Origin of the sequence: Microcoleus sp. K5-D4, assembly GCF_036704575.1 — a bacterium.
In the GTDB taxonomy this organism is placed as follows: domain Bacteria; phylum Cyanobacteriota; class Cyanobacteriia; order Cyanobacteriales; family Microcoleaceae; genus Microcoleus.
The window spans coordinates 1-21,220 of the sequence record NZ_JAUBSD010000049.1 but is presented as its reverse complement, the minus strand read 5'-3'; the positions used below and the strand labels follow the sequence as shown (position 1 = coordinate 21,220).

The 21,220-nt window shown below is 43.7% G+C and carries 14 protein-coding genes and 2 pseudogenes; 7 read left to right on the top strand and 9 right to left on the bottom strand.

The features are described from left to right. Nucleotides 1-300: 300 nt before the first annotated feature. Together QUA77_RS16555 and cobA are read left to right on the top strand one after the other, a co-directional pair. A complete protein-coding gene (locus QUA77_RS16555; protein ID WP_333076620.1) occupies nucleotides 301-1,044 on the top strand; it encodes a sirohydrochlorin chelatase in 744 nt (247 codons plus the stop codon). Beyond that, nucleotides 1,041-1,850 carry a uroporphyrinogen-III C-methyltransferase gene (gene cobA, locus QUA77_RS16550; RefSeq protein ID WP_333036885.1) on the top strand — a complete coding sequence of 270 codons (810 nt, stop codon included), beginning with the start codon at nucleotides 1,041-1,043 and terminating at the stop codon, nucleotides 1,848-1,850. The genes QUA77_RS16555 and cobA overlap by 4 nt, the downstream gene beginning before the upstream one ends. Before the next feature lie 202 nt (nucleotides 1,851-2,052). On the opposite strand, the pseudogene QUA77_RS16545 reads toward cobA, so the two are convergent. Then, nucleotides 2,053-2,151, bottom strand: a pseudogene (locus QUA77_RS16545) (IS1 family transposase); the annotation flags it as partial. A 38-nt stretch (nucleotides 2,152-2,189) separates the two neighbouring features. Between QUA77_RS16545 and QUA77_RS29340 the strand changes: the two are divergent. Next, a pseudogene (locus QUA77_RS29340) lies at nucleotides 2,190-2,269 on the top strand (IS1 family transposase); the annotation flags it as partial. Between the two features lie 68 nt (nucleotides 2,270-2,337). Here QUA77_RS29340 and QUA77_RS16540 read toward each other — a convergent pair. Next, entirely contained in the window at nucleotides 2,338-3,513 is a 1,176-nt protein-coding gene (locus tag QUA77_RS16540) for a homocysteine biosynthesis protein (protein ID WP_333036886.1), read from the bottom strand. A gap of 199 nt (nucleotides 3,514-3,712) precedes the next feature. On the opposite strand from QUA77_RS16540, the gene QUA77_RS16535 reads away from it, so the two are divergent. Next, a complete protein-coding gene (locus QUA77_RS16535) occupies nucleotides 3,713-4,363 on the top strand; it encodes a Uma2 family endonuclease (protein ID WP_333451262.1) in 651 nt (216 codons plus the stop codon). Between the two features lie 97 nt (nucleotides 4,364-4,460). On the opposite strand, the gene QUA77_RS16530 is transcribed toward QUA77_RS16535, so the two are convergent. The 3 genes from QUA77_RS16530 to QUA77_RS16520 form a co-directional block, all read right to left on the bottom strand. Next, nucleotides 4,461-5,636 (bottom strand): AI-2E family transporter, encoded by a 1,176-nt coding sequence (locus tag QUA77_RS16530; protein ID WP_333451260.1) that lies wholly within the window; start codon nucleotides 5,634-5,636, stop codon nucleotides 4,461-4,463. Nucleotides 5,637-5,816: 180 nt separating this feature from the next. After that, nucleotides 5,817-6,434, bottom strand: a complete 618-nt coding sequence (locus tag QUA77_RS16525; RefSeq protein ID WP_333451258.1) for a Uma2 family endonuclease — start codon at nucleotides 6,432-6,434, stop codon at nucleotides 5,817-5,819. A gap of 105 nt (nucleotides 6,435-6,539) precedes the next feature. Then, complete coding sequence (locus QUA77_RS16520) at nucleotides 6,540-6,728, bottom strand: hypothetical protein (RefSeq protein ID WP_333451256.1); 189 nt, start codon at nucleotides 6,726-6,728, stop codon at nucleotides 6,540-6,542. A 189-nt stretch (nucleotides 6,729-6,917) separates the two neighbouring features. Between QUA77_RS16520 and QUA77_RS16515 the strand changes: the two genes are divergently transcribed. From QUA77_RS16515 to QUA77_RS16505, 3 genes are all read left to right on the top strand, one after another. Next, nucleotides 6,918-8,240 carry a methyltransferase domain-containing protein gene (locus tag QUA77_RS16515; protein ID WP_333451253.1) on the top strand — a complete coding sequence of 441 codons (1,323 nt, stop codon included), beginning with the start codon at nucleotides 6,918-6,920 and terminating at the stop codon, nucleotides 8,238-8,240. A gap of 132 nt (nucleotides 8,241-8,372) precedes the next feature. Next, on the top strand, nucleotides 8,373-8,924 hold the full coding sequence (locus tag QUA77_RS16510) for a type IV pilin-like G/H family protein (protein ID WP_333451251.1): 552 nt from the start codon (nucleotides 8,373-8,375) through the stop codon (nucleotides 8,922-8,924). Nucleotides 8,925-9,052: 128 nt separating this feature from the next. Continuing rightward, nucleotides 9,053-11,293, top strand: coding sequence for an O-linked N-acetylglucosamine transferase family protein (locus tag QUA77_RS16505; RefSeq protein WP_333451250.1), 2,241 nt, complete (start codon nucleotides 9,053-9,055; stop codon nucleotides 11,291-11,293). 5 nt (nucleotides 11,294-11,298) lie between these two features. Here QUA77_RS16505 and QUA77_RS16500 read toward each other — a convergent pair whose 3' ends face one another. The 4 genes from QUA77_RS16500 to QUA77_RS16485 form a co-directional block, all read right to left on the bottom strand. Continuing rightward, complete coding sequence (locus tag QUA77_RS16500; RefSeq protein ID WP_333451248.1) at nucleotides 11,299-12,327, bottom strand: FkbM family methyltransferase; 1,029 nt, start codon at nucleotides 12,325-12,327, stop codon at nucleotides 11,299-11,301. Nucleotides 12,328-12,333: 6 nt separating this feature from the next. Continuing rightward, nucleotides 12,334-17,160, bottom strand: coding sequence for an FkbM family methyltransferase (locus QUA77_RS16495; RefSeq protein ID WP_333451246.1), 4,827 nt, complete (start codon nucleotides 17,158-17,160; stop codon nucleotides 12,334-12,336). A 27-nt stretch (nucleotides 17,161-17,187) separates the two neighbouring features. After that, complete coding sequence (locus QUA77_RS16490; RefSeq protein ID WP_333451244.1) at nucleotides 17,188-20,463, bottom strand: FkbM family methyltransferase; 3,276 nt, start codon at nucleotides 20,461-20,463, stop codon at nucleotides 17,188-17,190. Nucleotides 20,464-20,566: 103 nt separating this feature from the next. Then, nucleotides 20,567-20,959, bottom strand: coding sequence for a tetratricopeptide repeat protein (locus tag QUA77_RS16485; protein ID WP_333451242.1), 393 nt, complete (start codon nucleotides 20,957-20,959; stop codon nucleotides 20,567-20,569). Between the last annotated feature and the right edge of the window lie 261 nt (nucleotides 20,960-21,220).

Here is a 21,220-nt window from a genome sequence, read left to right as displayed (position 1 = left end):
CCAATACATTGCCGATCCCGCTCCCAAAGGTTAATTTGAGAGTTGTTTAGATTGTGTGGCTTAGAAGATTTAAGCCCATTATTAAGTAAATTTTAAGCCGCGCACCTTCTTTTGTAAGGTGCGCGGCTTAGAAGATTTAAGCCCTGTGTTGAGTAATTTTCAAGCTGGGTACTTTGCTTTAGTTGTTAGAGGTGCGCGACTCGGAAGCTTCCGCTTGAGGGTTGAGTATTTTTCAAGTCACGCGCGCAACGGTGTTATAATTATTTGAAATCCGTATCGAACATTAACATCAAATCCATATTGAAATTGCGATCATCCACCTATTTATTAGTCTCTCACGGCAGCCGCGACCCCAGACCCCAACTAGCTTTGGAAAACCTAGGTCAACTGCTGTCTCAAAATTTGGCTGACTCGTTCCCCGCAGTAGCAACCGCCACCTTAGAACTTGGGCCCGCACCGCTGCACGAACAAATTTGCAGTTTTGGCGAACGTACCCTGTCGCTGGGACTGAGAGAATTGCAAATCCTGCCTGTATTTTTATTGCCGGGAGTTCACGTCGCCGAAGACATACCGGCAGAGGTGGAAATTGCCCAAAAAACTTTTGGTGACAAGCTAAAAATTGAATTGCGCCCGCATTTAGGTTCCCAGGAAGCAGGCTTAACAAAATTGGTAGAAAGTCAGATGCAAGAGGTGACTTTTCTCCCCAATCTGCTATTGCCAAAATGGATTTTATTATCTCACGGCAGCCGTCGCCCCGGAGGTAACTCGACAGTTGAGGAAATCGCTAGCAAACTCGGTGCGCTGACAGCTTATTGGTCGGTAAAGCCGAGTTTGGAAGAGCAAATTGACAGTTTGGTTCGTGGTGGACAGCAGCAAATAGGGATTGTGCCATACTTCTTATTTAATGGAGGAATTACAGATGCGATCGCCAAAAATGTCGCACAGCTAAAGCAGCAATTTCCTGCGGCGGAACTTCATCTCGCAAATCCTCTAGGCCCAAGTGTACAATTAGCAGACTTAATTGGGAATTTAATTCAAAAATGAACCGCAGAGGCAAAGAAGAGGTAAAGGAAGAAAGAAAAATGTCTTTAGGAAAAGTGTATTTAGTCGGTGCGGGCCCCGGAGATCCGGGTTTGATGACGTTGAAGGGAAAAGCTCTGTTAGAATGCGCGGATGTAGTGATTTACGACGCTTTAGTCAGCCCTCAAATTTTGGCAGCAATCAACCCCCAAGCAGAACGAATTGATGCTGGAAAACGCAAAGGTCGTCACTCGTTAATGCAGGACGAAACCACTCAACTAATGATAGAAAAAGCTGGAGATAATGCGATCGTAGTTCGTCTCAAAGGCGGCGATCCGTTTATCTTCGGCCGCGGTGGCGAAGAAATGGAAGAGTTGGTAAAAGCAGGAGTGTCAGTAGAAGTCGTCCCCGGTGTCACTTCTGGAATTGCGGCCCCTGCTTATGCGGGAATTCCTTTAACACATCGATCGTACAGTTCCTCTGTCACCTTTGTCACCGGTCACGAATCAGCGGGAAAATATCGACCGGAGGTAAATTGGCAGGCGATCGCCCGCGGCTCGGAAACCATTGTAGTATACATGGGAATCCACAATTTGCCTTACATTATCGGCCAGTTAACAGATGCAGGATTGAGTGCAGAAACGCCCATAGCGTTAGTGCGCTGGGGAACGCGGCCGGAACAAGAAGAATTGATCGGGACTTTGGGTACAATTGTAGAGCAAGTTGAGGCGATCGGATTTGCAGCACCTGCGATCGCAGTAATCGGAAACGTCGTCAATTTGCACTCAATATTGTCTGGCTGTCGGCCAGTTTCTCAGACTGTAGAATAAGCGGGAAAATTGGGTCAGAAGCGATCTAATTTCGATCGCTTTGATTTCCCTCCCTCTGAGGTGGCTCGCCAGCGGGGACGAGGGCCCGCTCGATGTCATTCCGATGTCATTCCTAGACGCATAAATGACATAAAAATGTCATTGCTCACTCTTGAGTGTTAGCTTTCGCGCTCTATTATGGGTATTGCACAAAGTTGAATGATTAAGAGAACAGAGAAATCCGCCCGTACTTAAGATAGTAGATCAGCAAGCGTACTGACTTGTACAACATATCAACGGACTTGGAATAATATAAAGTCTGGTATTGCATCATGGAGAATGATGTGATGAAATATGCCAATGCCTTGCCCTCCCACAGTCAAAGTTCCAAAGTGGTAAAAAATCGACACCGCCAAGGTAAACAGAGCTATCTGTGTCGAAGATCATCTTTGAATATCTTCTTGTGGTTCATTAAAGTTATAATCCGTCACTTTACTCTAGCGACTGTCTATTCCAGCCTCACTTGGGCCCCCCACAAATCTTGCGGGAGAAATACTCTGTCGGTGGGTAGGGGAGCAACTGGGGCCGTGAGGGTAAATTGACCCGCTTCAATTTGCTGCTTCAATTCCAATGCTACTTGCCGGGAGAGAAACATACTCGCAAGGGGGGCGGCCCGTACTGGTTTGCCCTCGATGAGAATGCGGCCAGTCTTTAATTGAGCATAGCTGACTAAACCGAAGGTGGGACGAACGCGCCGGGGGATAGAGAAATCTACCACCGGCGCTACTATTTTTTTGTCGGATACTGCACAGTGGGCGACGACTGTTTCGTTTAAGACGGGAAACGGGATGCCGACTCCCAGCATCAGGGATGGGCCGTAGTTTTTGAAGTAGCAGCCGCGCACCCATTTGGAGTTCATCTGTTTGGCGTCGCCGATGAGTGCGAGGGTGGCGGCCGGGCCGATGGGGGTGCGGTTGGGCTGGCGTTTTTGCAGCGGGAAGTGCTGGGTTCCTTCCCAGGTGATGTAGCCCTGAGCGCCTCCTAAGAAGATGCGGGTGCCGATGCCGATGATTTCGAGGTCGGGGTCGTTTAGCAGGGGAGACATGGCTCCAAGGTTCGAGTAGACGGCGTTGCCGAGGTTTGGTTGCAGGGGGCCGAGGTAGGTGAACAGCGGGCGATCGCCCCCGTTGACTCCAACAATAAAGTTTTGATATGCGTTGCGGGGATTGAATAAATAAAACTGGTTGATTGTATCGCGGGTAATCGTGGTTTCAAAGGAGGCGCGGGGGTAGCAGTCTGTTACCTGCCCCAAGGCGCGCAACTGCACGGGTTTGCCTGCTATTAAGTCTTCGATGACGTGTCCGCCGCCCCGTTCGCGGGATTCTTCGCCGTCTTCGGCTACTTGGGTGGCTCCCAGGTACAGGTCTACTGCCCCGAAGCCGGAGTAGGCTAAAACGCCGTCTAGCCAGCACTGGCGGATTTTTATGGGCGGGTCGGTATGGCCGAGGTTGATGATTGCACCGGAGGATTCCATCGGCTCGAAGGTGCCGGTGGTAATGACATCGACTTCTTTGGCTGCTTGGGTAATGCTGGTTTCTTGAACTCTAGTTTTGAGTTCTTCGATTGTCCAGACTGTGGCTTTGCCTTGGCTGATTTTATCGTTGATTTCGTCGATCGATCTCATATATTTTAGATTTTGGATTTTAGATTTTAGATTTTGAATTGATTGATTTTGGATTGATTTTGATTTTGGATTGACTTGGGATTGATGGAATGTCTATCGAGCGAATGCAGTTTTGGCGATCGACCTCGGTTTGATAACACCGCAAAATGCTATAACCGATATCAGGGTTATATTATAAATAAAATAAAGAGCGATCGCCATGACTCAAGCGATATTAAAACCAGTCACCTTCGATGAATTTATTGACTGGTATCCTGAAAATTCGGTAAACCGTTACGAACTGCACAATGGAACTATTGTTCAGATGCCTAAAGCAACCGGAGAACATTCAGAAGTAGCCGGCTTCGTCTGCCTGAAGCTAGGGATTGAAATCGAGAGGCTAGGACTTCCTTACTTCGTTCCCAAAGAATGCGTTGTCAAAGCTGATAACGAGCTATCTGGTTACGAACCGGATGCGATCGTTTTGGACAGGCAAGGGACGGACAGCGAACCGAGATGGAAAAAGGAATCTATCATTACAATGGGTAGTTCTGTCCCGCTAATTGTCGAAGTAGTCAGTACCAATTGGCGGGATGATTACGGCTACAAATTGGTTGATTACGAAGCTTTGGGCATTTCTGAATACTGGATTGCGGACTATTTGGGACTTGGCGGGCGACGCTATATTGGCAATCCTAAACAACCTACTTTTTCTGTTTGCCAGTTGATTGACGGTGAGTATCAAGTCAGTCTGTTTCGGGGTAGTGATAGGGTTGTGTCACCCACATTTGGGCAGTTGAATTTGAGTGTTCAACAGATTTTTAGCGCCGGCAGAGATACGGTAGAAAATGCGAGGCTTGAAGATAGTTAGTTGAGGGTGTTCGTACCACAAATTTCCTACGTTGGTAGTGAAAACTTCTGTCCTATAACTGGGAATCAATCAGGAGTGAAGTCATTATGAACCTTAACTATTGATTGTCAGGAGCCTCATTTTCAGCCGGATCGGGGATGTTGGGTTTCTGTTCTGGTAAATATTTTTCTGGCAGGGTTTCGGTGACTCCTATAGATTCATGTTTTTCATTGATAGCAGAATCGATTGCTGCTAAGGTTTTAGGACTGGCACTCCACTGGTTTAGAATATCTTTAATGAGGGCTTCCCTAATCCAAACTTGAGCTACAACGGTGAGGGGGAGAGCTAGCAATAAGCCTAAAAATCCAAAGAAGGTGGCGAAGAATACTTGAGCTATTAATGTTACTGCTGGCAGCAGTGATACTTGCTGTGCCATGACGTAAGGGGTGAGGAGGTTGCTTTCAAATTGTTGAATTAGAAAGTAGAGGATCAGCACAAAACCGGATTTTAACGGCGAGTCTAAAAGTGCGATCGTCACTGGAGGAATCACGCTCAAACCAGGACCGATATTGGGTATTAGGTTCAGCAAGCCGGCTAAAACAGCGTGAGCTAGAGCTAGGGGAACCTGCAATACTGACAAACCAATTAAACTCAGGAAAGTGATGACGCTCATGCTAATTAAAGCACCGATTACCCATCGACCGAGCGCTATTTCGCATTCATCTAATATGCCATCGATTCGCCGCCGATAAAAAGAGGGGAAAAGTTGTATAAATGCTTTGCGGTAAGAGAGAGGTTCTGCTAATGTCATCAAGGTCAAAACTATGACTAGCAAAAAGCTGAGAATAACGCCTAATGTGTTACCGACAAAAGCTCCTGCACCGCCGACGAGTTGATTGAATAGGGGTTGCAGTTGTTGGATAATGTCGTTAATATCAAGATTCGGTAGCCGCTGACCCATTTGTCCCGAAAATCGAGTTTCAATCTGATCGATCCACTCATTTAATTTTGCTATTCCTTGAGGACCTCTTTGGGTAAGTTGTTGAAACTGTTGGGCAAAGGGTGGTACAATGATGAGGAATAATCCTACGAAGATGAGGACTAGGAAGCTAACTGATAAAAGTACGGCGATCGATCTTTTGAGTCCGAATTTTTGCAAGTAGCGTGCTAGTCGGTTTAAGGCTGTGGCTAAGACGACGGCGGCAAACAGCAGCAGTAGGGCCTGCCTGATTTGCCACAGGATGTAACAAGATGCGATGAGGGCTAATAAGCCCATCCACTGTCCTAGCTTCATTAGATTTTAGATTTTAGATTTTAGATTTTAGATTGAGGAATAGGGTATGGGGAATTGCTGCTTGGTAATTGTTCAGCAGCCCAGAAGCGATGAATCGCCTTTATATCAAGATACAGCAGATGCGCGCGATCGCCTCTTTAATCAGATACCCCTATTCGGACATTAACATAAGCAGCCTCCTCAATTCCCTTTGGTGAACACCTGCTGCGCCGTCAGCTTCAATTCGGGGAAAGTTCGGGACTCAATACCCTCGCCGCCTCTGAACAATTTGACTTGGTATTCGCCGTCAATTAGTTGGTAAACCGAAAAAGTGGGTTGTTTGGGATTGCCAATAAACCGTCTGCCGCCCAATCCTAGATAGTCTATAATCCAATATTCTTGAATACCCATTGACTCATAAGCCTCAAGCTTTAGGGCATAATCATCACCCCAATTAGTGCTAGTTACCTCGACGATTAGGGGGACTGATGAACCCATTGTGATAATTGATGATTTTTCCCATCGCGGCTCGTTGCCAATGGTTTGTTCGTGGAGTACAATGATATCTGGTTCATATCCCGATTCCTCGCGCATGGGTTTGATGACGCATTCTTTGGGGATGAAGTAGGGTAGGTTTAAGCGTTCTATTTCGAGAAATAACCAGCCGCTGGTAAAACCGGTCACTTTAGAATGTTTACCTGTTGCTTTTGGCATCTCAACAATCTCTCCATTGTGCAGTTCGTAGCGGTGCTCAGAGTTCTCAGGATACCAATCAATGAATTCATCGAATGTTACTAATTCAGGTATGATTTGAATCATGGTGAATGCCTCAACTTTGGTTTTGATAAGCTGTACGGGGAATTAAGATTTTGGCAAAAACACAGTCTTTAGACCAAGTAGCGATCGCACTTTTTGATTCCGTCTCTACTGCTGCTGTTGGCGCGATCGCCACCCGAGGATGGCAGCTAAGATGATACTGGGGGTAAAGACGGCGATTAGGGCGTTGAGGTCGGTAGAGGGGATGGATAAGCTAGGCCCTGCGTACTTGATGCCCAGGGAAAGGGCGGCGGAGAGGGAGAATACTTTGAGGATGGGGCTGATGTTGGTGTTCATGGCCGTGGTAGTGGGTTGTATAATCTGGTTTTCACACTATTATTGCAAGTATGTGTTGGGGGTGGGCTTGCAGTTTGGGCGTGAGGTGGGGGCGATCGCTTTTCCTAGGCGAGGCGCTGATGAGATACCTTTACATCTTAGAATGGGAAGTACCACAGCACAATTTAGCAGTATCAGGAGCGATTCATAATGGATACCCAAGAACCAGAGTTAATAGAAAAAATTCGTCAACAATTTGACAATGCCCCTTATCCGAGAATTCCCCTAGAGACATCTCCTAAGAATAACTATCAGACTCTCTATCTCCATAGTTTGGTAACAGCTTACTATATAAGAAATCAGAAAGTCATAGAAACCGAAGGAAAAGTTATTTTAGATGCCGGCTGCGGCAGCGGGTACAAATCGTTAATTTTGGCAGAAGCAAATCCGGGAGCCAAAATTGTTGGGATCGATTTATCCGAAGAGTCTGTTAAGCTGGCGCGAGAACGCTTGCAATATCACGGCTTTGACAATATTGAGTTTCATGCTCTGTCAATTGAGGAACTGCCTAGCTTAAACCAGCAGTTTGATTATATCAACAATGACGAGGTGCTTTATCTATTGCCCGATCCAGTTGTCGGATTGCAAGCCATGAAATCTGTTTTGAAACCGGATGGAATTATTCGCACCAACCTCCACAGCTACCTCCAGCGCAGTACATTTTTGGACGTTCAAAAAGCATTTAAAGTTATGGGTTTAATGGATGAAAACCCAACAGAAATGGAGATTGGGTTAGCCAGAGAAATAGTAGACTCCCTCAAGAATGACGTTGTTATCAAGGCAAGATCTTGGATTCATACTGGTGAAAAAACAGACGAGTGGATGCTAGCAAACTATTTGTTGATAGGAGATAAAGGTTTTACTATTCCTGAAGTGTTTAGAGCATTAAGAGAGGCGGATTTAGAATTTATTAGCATGGTGAATTGGCGGCAGTGGAACGTGACGGATTTGTTCAAAGAGTCAGATAACCTACCGGCATTTCTAGGAATGAGCTTGCCGGAAATTTCTATCGAAGAGCGGCTACATCTGTTTGAACTGTTACATCCCGTTCACCGCCTGCTTGACTTTTGGTGCGCTCATCCCAACCAAACTCATTCCTTGGTTCCTGTTTCGGACTGGATTTTAGCTGACTGGCTGCAGTCAAAAGTGCATCTGCATCCTCAGCTCAGGACACCGCAGCCTAGAGCAGACCTGATTGACTCCATTGGCAACCAAAAACCTTTTGAAATTAGCAGTTATCTCACTTTGCCTACTTTAGTACCGATCAGGATAGAGAGCAGTATGGCGGCTTGCTTACTGCCTCTGTGGGACGGATCGCAGTCTATGATGTCCCTAGTGGATAGGTGGCTCAAAATCAGACCAGTAGACCCCGTTACCCTAGATCGGGTCAGCCAAGAAAAGGCTTTTGAAGAGATCAAGGAACTGTTAACTAATCTAGAAGCCTTTCTGTACGTGCTTTTGGAGCGCGCTTGAGCGTCACTGTGCGTTTCTGTTCGCCTGCTCCAAAAAAACTTTGCCCGGGGTGATATAAAAGCGATCGATAGTGGGTAAGTTACGTATAAGAGTTAGAAATCAAGCATTCCCCCCCTCTAGGAGAAACGACATATGAAGACTGAATTTAAGGCTAAGTTCTTGCAACACCTCAACAAAAAGGGAGACAAGGGTTTTACGCTGATTGAGCTGCTGGTCGTGATCATCATCATTGGCATTCTGTCTGCCATTGCCTTGCCATCCTTCCTAAACCAAGCCAACAAAGCTAAGCAGTCAGAGGCTAAGCAGTACGCTGGTTCGATGAACCGAGCACAACAAGCATCATTTGCGGAAAACGGTCAATTCCTAGGTAAAGTTGAGGAGTTGGGGCTTGGTATCCGCACTGAAACTACAAATTACAAATACACTATCGAACCAGCAAATGTTGACAAAGCTACTAGCACTGTTGGAAATCTAGCTTCATCCCAAGTTCAGTCACTCAAAGCGTACATCGGAGTGGTCTCTCTAATTAAACAAGCTGGCGCTACAGAAAAAACTAGCACAGCTGTATTGTGCGAGAAACAAACTGCTGGTGTTGTCACTCCAACAATAGCTGGTGCCGTAGACAATACGGATGATAATCTAGCCTGTAAAAACAACGCTGACTATACCATAGTTGCTAAGTAGAACTGGTGTGAAACGGGAAATTTTTTCCTGTAAGCTTAGTTTCAACCTTTTTTAACGAGTGGGTAGTGTTCTTGACCCTACCCATTTATCTTATAAAAATTTTTAGCGATCGCACTCTAATAATCTAGATGCTAGTATCGCTATTTCAAATTTTATTAACTGAGCAGGTCGATTTGCACGAACAGAAAGCTTATAAATATTTTATCGAAGGAAATTATACTCAGGCTGCGAAGCTCTACGAAGAGGCTATTGCAGCACAACCGACTGTCAAGGTATATTACTGGCAGTTGGGCTTGGCGTTGCTGTTGCAGGGGCATGAAGCTGAAGCTCAGACGACTTGGTTGCTGGGCATAGCAGAGGGAGAGCCGGAACAAGTTGAGCAATGGACAGCCGAACTGTTCAAGGTGCTGGAAACGGAAGCAGAGCGTCGGGAAGCTTTGTCCGACTACTCTGTTGCTTGGACGATACGACAGCATTTGCGGGAAATCAATCCCGAAGATGTTAACAATTTGCTGCGTTTGATCGCTCTTTCTGTCTACCTTGAGATTTTTACAGCAGACGAACTAACTTCTTATGGTTTAATAGAGATACTCCAGTTACAGCCGGGGATAGAGGTAGATGCCGAGCTATTAATGCAAGTATTGCAAATTGTTTTGAATGGCACTCCCGCGCAGCCGGCGACACTGAAGTTTGCAGAAGCTTGTCTGGCTCATGTATCTAAGCCTGAAGATTATATCAGCATTATAGTAGCAACTTCTGTAGAAATTGGCTACTTGTTAAGACTGCCTGCACTGGCAGTACGCTTCATTCACTTGGGTTTGCGCCTAGATGCAGATCATCCTGAGCTGCTGTACAACCTGGCTTGTTTCTATCAGAATCTCGGTCTGTACGAGGAAGGGATAAAGACAGCTAAGTTGTTCGAGTCGGTCGCTACTGATTTAGCCAATCAAGTTTATGCTCAACACTTGATTTTGCGGGGGTTAATGAGTGCAGGTGGGCACTGGAAAGAAGCTGTTTCGGTAATCGAGAAACTGTTGCAATGCCTAGAGTTACTAATAACAGAACAGCCAAGAGATATTGGATCGACTACAGTTAACAAGCTGTTTGTAACCAGTTTCTTTTTTCCGTATTTTCAGGATAATCCCCAGCATGACAGACAAATTCGCAACCAATTGTCTCATTTATGCCAAGCTAATGTTGAAATTTATGCCAGAGAACAGATAGAACGCTCCCGACAGCAACATTTAGCACGCAAAAGCAACAGCGTTTATCATCAGCCTTTAAAGATTGGCTATCTATCTCATTGCCTGAGGCGGCATTCTGTGGGCTGGCTAGCCCGATGGCTATTTCAGTACCACGACCACCATAGCTTTCAAATTCACGGTTATTTTATCAACTATAAAGAGAAAACTCACTTTTTAGAGGAATGGTATGCAAATCAGGTTGACAAAGCTTACAACTGCGGTCTGTCTGCAGTCAATATTGCTGAGCAAATAGCTGAAGATAAAATTGATATTTTAATCGATATTGACAGCATTACTTTAGACATTAATTGTGAGGTGATGGCTATGAAACCTGCACCCATTCAAGCTACATGGCTAGGTTGGGATGCTTCGGGATTACCTAGTATTGACTACTTTATGGCCGATCCCTACGTGCTGCCGCAATCAGCACAGGATTATTACAGTGAAAAAATCTGGCGCTTGCCACAAACTTATATTGCAGTGAATGGTTTTGAGGTGGGGATACCAAATTTGCGTCGAGATATATTGAACATTGAGAGTGAAGCTGTTGTATATATGAGTAATCAGATCGGTTACAAACGACATGCCGATACAGCGCGATTACAGATGAAAATTTTAAAAGAAGTCCCGAACAGTTACTTTCTAATCAAAGGGGTAGCGGATGAAAAATCGATTCAAAAGTTCTTTAACCAGCTAGCAGAAGAAGAGGGTTTGGAGGGCGATCGTCTGCGATTTTTGCCAAGAGTTACTTCAGAGGAAGTTCACCGAGCTAACTTAGGTATTGCGGATGTAGTTCTGGATACTTATCCTTACAATGGAGCCACAACTACTCTAGAAACTCTTTGGATGTGCATTCCCTTGGTGACGCGAGTCGGGCAGCAATTTGCGGCGCGCAACAGCTATACTATGATGATGAATGCAGGGGTAACAGAGGGAATTGCTTGGACTGATGAAGAATATGTGGAATGGGGAATTCGCTTAGGGAAAGATGCTGCTTTGCGGCAACAAATTTCGTGGAAACTGCGGCAGTCAAGGCAAACTGCTCCACTGTGGAATGCCCAGCAGTTTACGCGAGAGATGGAAAAAGCATACGAGCAGATGTGGCAAATTTATCTCCAAAGTTAGCCTTATTAAGCTATACTCTCAAACGAGTCAATATCACAATCACTAATATAATCCCGAATTCTGGCAACGATAGGCAGGGAACCTAGTCCCTGCTTGACTAGCTCGGGAAATTGAGCTAGGCCCTCAATGATATTGTTGGCAAAGTTATATTGGGGGTTATTGCCATGTTGCAAAGTCAGATATTCCAATAATTCTAAAGCGTAGTCCGGGAAATTCATAATATCGGCAATGCAAGCCAATTTAAGAATATTCTCAGGTGTTGTCATATTTTGATCAATTTCTTTTCCAATTAAATCGCGGAAGTAAAACGCATCTCCCCACAGTAATTGTCCGCCGCGGAGTGTTGAACCAATAGGGGAATGACTGCGGAAACGGCGAGCGCCTGTTAAATCAAATAGTGTAAAACCTTGGTTCCTGAGATAGATATCTACATCTGCAAACAAAGGTTGATTTAAGTATAAATTTGAAAACGAGACTTCAACTTGAACAGCTAGAATACTTTGTTTTAAAATTTCTACTGCACCTTCTAACACCAAAACTTCAGCACCTTGAACATCAATTTGTAGAAAATCTATTTCATCAATTCCTTCCTGCTGGCAGAACTCATCTAAAGTGGTGGTTTCAAGTTCTATACAAAAATCTAAGTTCACCAGTTCGGGTAGTCCTGAAAAACGCTCCAAGTAAGGTTCATTCGGTGGATAAAGCGAACTGCACATGGGATGTTGTGTGACATAAAGTGTAGATTCACCTACAGACTTTGCTAAGGCTAGAGGAATATGTTTTTCAGTCCAATTGACTTGTCGTGATTCAAGGTCAGCATTGGCGGCTTCGCAAGCATCTGCATCTGCATCAAAACCGTAGATAGTCAGCCGAGGTGCAAAAATATTCCATGCCTGACTGCCATAGTCATCTTGGCTTGTTAATTTACGACAGCCAACATTACAAACTGTCATGTGAATTTGTTCTAAATGACCACTTTTCTTTAAGCTTTCAATAAAAAATGTCATAATCAAAGTATCCTCTTCTTTTTCCAAAACAGATTATTCTTGAGTTACTAGGTAACTTTGATTGGGAGGTAAAGCGATGATATTCATGTTTCCGTGCAACTCCTCGGCGGAGTTTACAGGAATTAGGTTCTGCAAGTAAGGTTGATAGCGGAATAATCGATATCCTTTCCCTCGAAGGTAGTCAGCAACAGGTACATTGCTGTCTTTACTCCCCGCAGCGATATTTTCATACATGATGACGGGAGCAAATTCAGATAAGATTCTGTCGCTGCCGGTCAATACTGACAGTTCGTGCCCTTCAACATCTATTTTGAGGAAATCTAGTCGGGTCAAGTTTTCCTGCTCAATCAAGCTGTCTAGAGTAAAGCAGGTGACTTCTTCAAAAGAGTCTGGCTGCATTTCTGCGACAGCTTCGCCAGTGGCGATTTTGTTTAATTCACTGGCAGGAGAAAGAGATAAGCGAACTGTTCCAGAGCGATCGCTGGCAGCACCGGCACAGACTTTCACCCAGTTTAGATGATTTATTCTACAGGTTTCTTGCAAATAGCTAACGCAGCCAGAAAAAGGCTCTACGGCCAGCACGCGGCCTTGGGAACCGACTCGGAGAGCAGCGCTAAAGGTGTAAACTCCTACATTAGCACCCACATCGATAACAGTCATGCCTGGTGCGATCGCACTGCGCCAAAATTCCATTTCTTTTTCAAACCAATCTCTTTCGGCAATCAATACGCTGCTGGTTATACAACCGTAAAACCTTGGTTCAACTGCTAATAAAATTTGAGTTTCAAAAGGCACATAAGTGAAGGGACTGTTAACTTCTAACTCCGTCCATCTCCACTCTAGAGAATTGGGATGCTGTAGACCCAATTGTCGAGCAAAATTTAGCCATTGCTGGGCATATTCTATCTGATCTAAATCTTTACAGGCGATGTATAGAGCTTGCAGGACGGGTGCTGAATCAGAGGAAATTTGTTTGGCACGGTGCAAATACATGACTCCTTCCGATTGATCGTTTAGCAGACTGTATACTCCTATTTTTAAATTTATGGCATCCGAATATGGTAAAACTTGAGCCGTTAGGTGCAGCAGCCTCATTCCGAATTCATTGTAAGAAATTATCTGCGATCGACCTAGTGCTTCAATTAACAATAATATTGATTGACTGCGAGCGTCTTCGGCTTGTAAAATTTGAATTAGCTGTTCTGCTTGGTACGTCTTCAAACTACTACCAGTTGGTGGGAGATAAACAAGAGCTGGAGGAAATTTTTCTAATGAGCCCCCAGCCGACTGCTGAATACCAAGGGATACCAAAAAATGAAAAGCTTCTTTAATTGATTCATCGGATTCCCCAGTCAGGGCAAGAACTAGGGCAAAATGAGCTGCACAGAGTGGATGATTGTATAAATCTACTGCACTCTTTAAGGCTTCTAAAGCTGTATTGATATATATTTCTTTGAGGGATGATTCCTGGCACTGCTCTGCTTCTATCAAGGCGACTACAGCAAAATTGTTTAAATCCGTCGCTGATACAGGTTCGTCCCAAGATGTATTCTCAAGAATTGAAGCTACGCGCGACAAGGTATCTAAATCGATAGTCGGACAGTTTCTTTGGAGGTATTCTAAGTATAAAATGGCGGGGGTTTTTTCGTTAAAATTATTTTGTATTTGAGAAATTGTGAGAAATAAACTTTCTGGTAAAATGAACTGCCAATCTCCTGTTTCTGATTGGACGGCTCGCTTGCGACTGAAGCTAGCGAGATCGCAGCAGGGAAGGTTTTCTGCTTTGGCTGCTGCGATCGCCTGTTTATTTTCATTCTCTAAGACAAGTCTAGCCTGGATGCGACTCAACAGCGCTTCCCGCTGTTTTTCCTCCAGTTGTCCTACCAAGGAAATTTCGGCACACTCAGTAACGTCCAAATCTTCTTCTATCAGCAAATTCATGGCGACACTGGATAAAATCAGATTTGCATCCTCCTCAGAAATGTTGCCAGTATCTACAAGTAATGTCATCTTCATTCGATCGGGGTGAGAGGCGATCGCCCTGATAACTTGTGTAAATTCTTCGCAAATCGTCTCTTCTGATGCTAGCCAATTTGGGAAAACGATTAAATTGATTGACCGCAGCTTTAAAGGCAAGAATGCTGCATCTATCAAAGCCAAACTCACCGTTTTCGCCATTTTCGACCACGAAAAATTTTGCGCTTGTTTGAGACCCGCAGCAATTAAGGCCTTGCGAACATCCGGTTTTTGCACTTCGCAAAGCGCATTTGCCAGTTCGCTAACATCAGCATCGTTAACATATAATGCAGCTTTCCCTGCGACTTCAGGTATAGACGCATTTGCACAAGTAATGACTGGACATCCGCAAGCGATCGCCTCCAGCACAGGTAAGCCAAAACCTTCATACTTCGACGGATAAACCAGTGCAACAGCACCGGAATAAGCAGCTATCAACTCTTCATCGCTGAGTTGCAGTACGATATGCACCGTACAACCTGACGTATAGGATCTAAACTTTGTATCTAATAACAAATCACTCCCCGTACAGACAATTTCAAACCCTTGTCTGCTTTCAAGTTGAGCAAAAGCCTGGAAAAACAAAGTTCCATTCTTATAACCAATTCCAGGTCCGATCAAAAGAAAGTATGGCTTTGAGATACCGTACTTGTTTTTAAAATGATTAACTGCCTCTGGACTCGCTGGTGAAAATTTACTGTTAACTCCGCAATGAGCTACAGTTACTGAATCTGAGGCAATATCTGGAAAAAACTTTACTAAGTCACGGGCTGTATTTTCGGAAATTGCGATGTATGCAGATGCGTGGCGAATCCCGAAATGCTTTTCACGCCACATCGGTGTAATTAAATTTACTCCTTCAACTTCTGGAATCATGTCATACGCTATGAATGCAGAGGGAGTTGATAGGGGAGTTGTGTAGTAAGTCGAGATAAATAAGTCTGCACTCTGTTCGTCACAAACTTGCTGTAGCATTGCGCGATCGGCATCCACTGTGTCATAGTTGTAAGCAGGCAAAGGACGGTACTGGATGCCGGGAATTTCCGGCATTGTTCCCGTTCTGTCAATAACAACTACGTGTTCGGAAAAACCGTTTTCTACCCATTCTTCTAAGAGAGATTTCCATACCCGAGCAATTCCAGTTTTATAGCGCTGAAAAAATACGCCGTCTACAATTATTTTGGGAAATAGCTGGTGAGGCTTGGCCGACTTTTGTTGCTGAGGTACTTGTACAAACTTCCAGGTATTGCTATCTTTTTCTTTCTGCGCGATCGGCTGGATGTCACAAGCCTTTGCAGTATCGACCGCCGTTAAATCTTTAACCCAGGGAAAATACTGACTCAAGCAAACCGGGAATCTAGTTTGCCGCTGCAACTGGGTCCATTTAGCAACAGCATTAGCATAACCGTAGTATTCCTCTTTAAAACGCAACTGTTCTATTGTGGCGTAAGCGAAATGTTGAAAATTTAGCCCGGCTTCTTCAGTTTCTTCGTGTAAAAAAGGATTGACCTTAGCCACATCGCGCCAACCGTCAGGATTAGGTTCCGCTAATATTGGGGGTTCATGTGCGGCCCAAAATGCTCCCGGCTTAAATCTCCAAGTACGCAACCAATCTTGTTGAGGATTCTGAGCATAACAATTGCGAGTGCTAATAACCAGATTTTCTCCAACAAAATACCAGCACCAGTAGAAAGCTGCTGTTTTTTCAGGATGATTGATAAACATCTGCCGCGCAGTACAAATTTGCTCGGCTGTCCACAGTTCATCTACATCCAATTGCCACAGCAAACATTCCTCTCTAATGTTTGTCAATGGCGCATTCGTCATTTCGCGTTTTCCCTCCCAGAAAACACCTGCGGGTTTGCGATATACTGTAATGTTTTCAGGGTATTGTCTTGCCAGTTCGTCAATGTACTCAGCAGTTCCGTCATTACTGCGTCCGTTGTTGTGAATTTCGTCCGCAATTTTCCCCCCTGATTTTAAAGACCAAGCTGTATCGTGCTTCAAGTCTGCTACACCCTCAACAATATGCCAGTGCCACTGAAAAGGTAACTCTTTGAAAACTTGGATATGGTAACGAATAAATGGTTCTCCATTGAGAACGATTGTAAAAAAATGTACTGGATTATCGGGAATTTGGCACTTGTTTTCTATATTTTCAGTCTTCTTGAAAACCGAATAACCGTGACGCAAAAATAGATTTTGCTCTACCAGGACATAGTTGGAATCTGAAAGTAATTTGCAATGATTCTGATAGTTCTTAAACGTATCGATGTCGTCAAGCATAATAAACTTGGCTCCATATATTTCGTCGAGTTCCCCTCGTCCCGTAAATTCAGAGCCGTCTATTATCACTAGATCGAAAATATCGATGTTATTTTCTTGCTTTATTTTTTTGATTCCGTTCTGCTCAACCCCGGATTCTTCAACATATTTTATATTATCTCGCAGCCAATCTATTACCTGTTCTAGTGGGTAAAATCTTAAACCTGTATTAATGTTGTTGTAGAAGTTGATAACTTCTTCTTCATCGGGAAATTCTTCTAAAGAAACAGTAGAGACGTTGTAGCACTTGACAAAATCATCATTAGCATATCTCTTTTTTAGTTCAGCAAAGCGAGGTTGTGAAATTTCTATACAGAATAGCCTTGGGTTGTTCGGATTTTGCCGAATCCCTGTCACCAATGCCTCTGTACTTCCTTCTCCCGATGACGAGCCAATTTCTAAGACTGTTTTAATATCTTCGTTCTGAACAATCCTTTGAATTGCCCGATAAAATTCATCATTTTTAATCTCAGGTGGAATTATCCTGTTGAAAGACGATTGAGAAACATTATTGTTCATTAAGTTGCACCCGGTTAAACTTAGTTTTTATAATTTGATATTGGCGAAGTTTTCTATTTTACAATGCGGCAACTTACCTGCTCTGTGTGCCATCTGTTTATTTTCTTGCTCTAATACAATGCGAGCGCGGAGACTGGGGCAGAGAATTTCCCATTGTATTTCGCTCATCTGTCCGATTAAGGTAATTTCCGGCACCTCGCCAACATCTAAATCCTCTTCCAACAGCAAACTCATGGTAACATTGCACAAAATAAGGTTAGCATCCTCTTCATCAATCTCACTACTGTCTATCAGTAGAGTGATGCGATCGCGATCGCGATGAGCCAAAACAGCTTTGATGACTGCTGACAACTCGCCAGAGAGAGACTCTTCTGGCTGATGCCAATTTGGGAAAATGATTAAATTAACTTCTCTGAGGTTTAATTTCTGGATCGTTTCTTCAATCAAGTCAAGATTAATTGTTTTCGCAGTTGTTATTAATTCGGGGTTAATTTCGTTAGTATAGTCGATAACGTTGACATTCCGCAAAATCGGTTCGCTATCCCAGGGGTCAAATGGAATTAATTTTTCCGCAGACAAATGCGGACGAAAGAAAAATTTGCCTTTTTCGTTCAGCATACAAGCGGCAAAGGAGAATGAGCTATTTGAAATTGCTGTGAGATCGCACTGGCTTAATAAATAAAAATCTGGATAAAATTCTGCTTCCGGTAACTCCAAACCTAAATCTTTGGTCGTGACAGGATTATACTCCTCAAAATCACTTAAAACTTTTTCCGGTTCATCGCTGGCAATAAATAGTATCGGTTCGTCGAGGGTTTCCCACAAACCTTTTAGCCATTCTCTGTACCATGCGCTCGGCGCGATGAAAAAATCGCTGTAGCCGTAGTCTCCCCGCCGCAAGTGCAAACCGACGATAGTTTTGCCGCGAGAGCGCAAACAATCCAATGCCTCCTTCATTTTAGTTTCTATTGCCTGCACAGGTTTGAACAGAGACCGAAAATACTCCTTGTGCGCTGCATAATACTTTGTATGGTACTGAAAGTAACCCCAAAAATCCACATTTTTGAAGGTTTCTTTGGCTTGTGGTATGCGAGCTTCTAAAAGGTTATTAGTTTCTTCGCTAACTACAGGTAACTCCTGAGAAATTGGCTGATCTTTGTAACCAAAGAGAGCCTGACCAATCCAGGCTGGTGTCTCTACTCTCAAGTTATGTTCTTTTGCGTATATTGTCAAGAAAGCATACTGAAATATTTGATTGGCAAACCGTCCGTTTCTGCCAAGCGTGGACATTGTGACTGCTGGCTTTTTCACATAAAACGCATCGCCCCAAGATGGATGGAAGGGTGTTGTAGTTGCTACGCGATCGAAACCGTACATCTCCAGAAAATCATCTATTTCGTCAATTAAAGCGCAGCCTTCATAGAGTTCTTCATAATTAACTTCCGTGTTTATTGCTTCTATGTATCTGAGAACATTCGTTGCTCCCTGCAAAGCCAACAACTCTGCACCTTGAATATCAATATTTAAGATATTAAAATCTGCGGGATTAATTTGAAGTTCTTCTAGAAGTGTGTCCAGAGTTCTCGACTCCACAACTACACGCTCAACTTCCTTGATTTCTGGATAAAACTTTTGATGCTCCTTCAATGGTAAGATAGAACTGCTTTGATCCATAGAAGTTATATACAATGTGCTTGTGCCGTCGATGTTGCTAACTGCACAATTCACGGCTACCACGTTAGGAAAACCCGCTATATTCGTTTTCAAACGTTCAAAGACAGCAGGATTGGCTTCAACAAACAGTACCCTTGGCACCCCCATTTCTCGGTATCTTGCAATTTCCTTGCCTTCGTGTGCCCCAATGTGAATAATGCCGCGCGGTGCCACAGAATGTTTTCCGCAAAGATCCTGCAAATCGAGCAGATTTGGTGTTTCACTAAAAATCAAAGCTGTGAACCTCTCGTTCACCGCTAAAAAGTTGCTATACTCGTAATTCTCATATTCTGGTAAAAACTCGGGTAAGGGTTGTAAAGCATGGGGCAGTATTTTAAGGATTGTATAACGAAATTTTTGTAAATGCTCGAATACTTCTTTTAATGTGATGTTGGCATCAACAAATGTTCCGCCATACTCAAACTGAATATAATCTACTTGGCCTTTTTGCAACAGGTTAGTTGCTCCGTGAAGAACTTCTAGTTCGCCGCCTTCTGTATCAATCTTTAAGAAATTAATTCGCTTTATAACCCTTGTTTGGACATAATCATCAAGAGTAGCTGTTAAAACCTGAAATGGCTTAGGTGAATGAATATTATACTGTTTTTCGATTTCAAATCTGCGGTGAAATGTACTCCACCCTGAAAATTTATCGTAATAATAAAATTCCCTGATTTCCTGTTGGTGTGCTATTGCCAAGTTGTTTAACACGAGTTGACCGCTTTTAATCGGTTCAGCCAGGTTTTGTAGAAGTGTTTGATATATTGGCGGTGCTGGCTCAAACAAATGGATTTGAACGTCGGGGCATATGTTTAATACTTGATTTGTCCAGCTACCTATGTTTGCGCCAATATCGAAAACCACCTTACCGGAAGCAATAAAATTTTCTATAATTTTTAATTCATAGTTATTGATAGACTCTCCGTTATTAATATTATTAGCAGACACCCCAGTGCTTTGATGATTTTGTTCCTGTTTCCCGCTGCCAGTTTGGTCTAAACTTGTGTTCAAATTTTGGCAATACTGAACAATTAGTTCTTTTGCCAGCGCTGGAACAGCAATAATAACATCATCAATAATTACAATATGCCTGCTATTTTTTTCTGAATTCAACAAATTTAATACTGCGCTAATATCCGGCCAGTGTTGAGGTAAATGGGGCTGCGGTGGAGGAGATAAAAACAATCGGGCATCATCAATAAAAATAAAGTGGTCGCAGTCGGAGCGGTTGATTATTTCGATTTCTGCGAGTAAGGGACACTCATCAATTTCTCCATAGGTTGACCCTCCGCTCCAATGAGCGTCTAGCCAGAATAAACTTGGGCTTTGAAATTGTGATACTGTACGATCGAGAAGGTTTCTGGTATCACCGTACAAAAAGTTTATGTTTTTGATATGACCGTATTTTTCGGTAACTTTTTGATAAAGGTCTTGAGAATACTCTATTGTAAAAACTTGTTCAAATATTTGGCTGGCCCAGTATGCTGTATGACCTTGATAGGTTCCTGTTTCAATAAAATTATTAATCCCGTAAGCTGCTTTTAGTTGGGAGATGATTTCTATTGGTGGCCCCATGCGTACTATGCCCATATTCAATCCTTTTGTGAAACTAAGTCTGGTATTTTAATTAGGACGCTGCATTTAATTTAAGGATTTTCAATCTATCTTACTAAAAAAATTGACCGATCGCCTACTACTTCCCCTTCGCTTGTCCCAAAAGCTGTTTATAATCCGCCCGATCGGGATTTAGCTTCACCAACTTCTCCAAAGGCTCGATCGCCCCTTTCCCATTATTCATCTGCAACCGCACATTTGCCAACCCCTCCAGAGCCGTCTGATTCTGCGGTTCCCGCTGCAAAACCCCCACATATCCCCGTTCCTGCGCCGCCAGCAAAGACTCCTGAGAAACAGCCACAGGCGTCGGTTTTTGTTGGTGCTGGCTGCTCAAACCGCTGCTGAACAGACTGAAAATACCAAAGATCGCAGAACCACCAAACGAAACCATTGATACTAACGCAAAAATCTGCTTAATTTGATCGCCCTTATTAACTGGACGAGGGCTAGATTTTTTCTGTGTGCTTTCCATTGCTAACTCTTGGCCTCGCTGTTTTCCAGGCACTCAAGAAGCGCCTATATCTAGATTGCCCAAGTTCGATCGCAAAACGATCGCCCTTGGCCATTTAAAATTTGAAACCCATCCTAGCCCAATACACAAAACCTGAGATTGGTCAAGGACATTTAGGTGACAATAACACGCGGGCGATCAAATTAGTAGACCTCTTGCGAAAGTGCGAGCGCTCTAGTAAAATAAAAGAAAAAATTAGCTGAATAATATGAATTACGAACA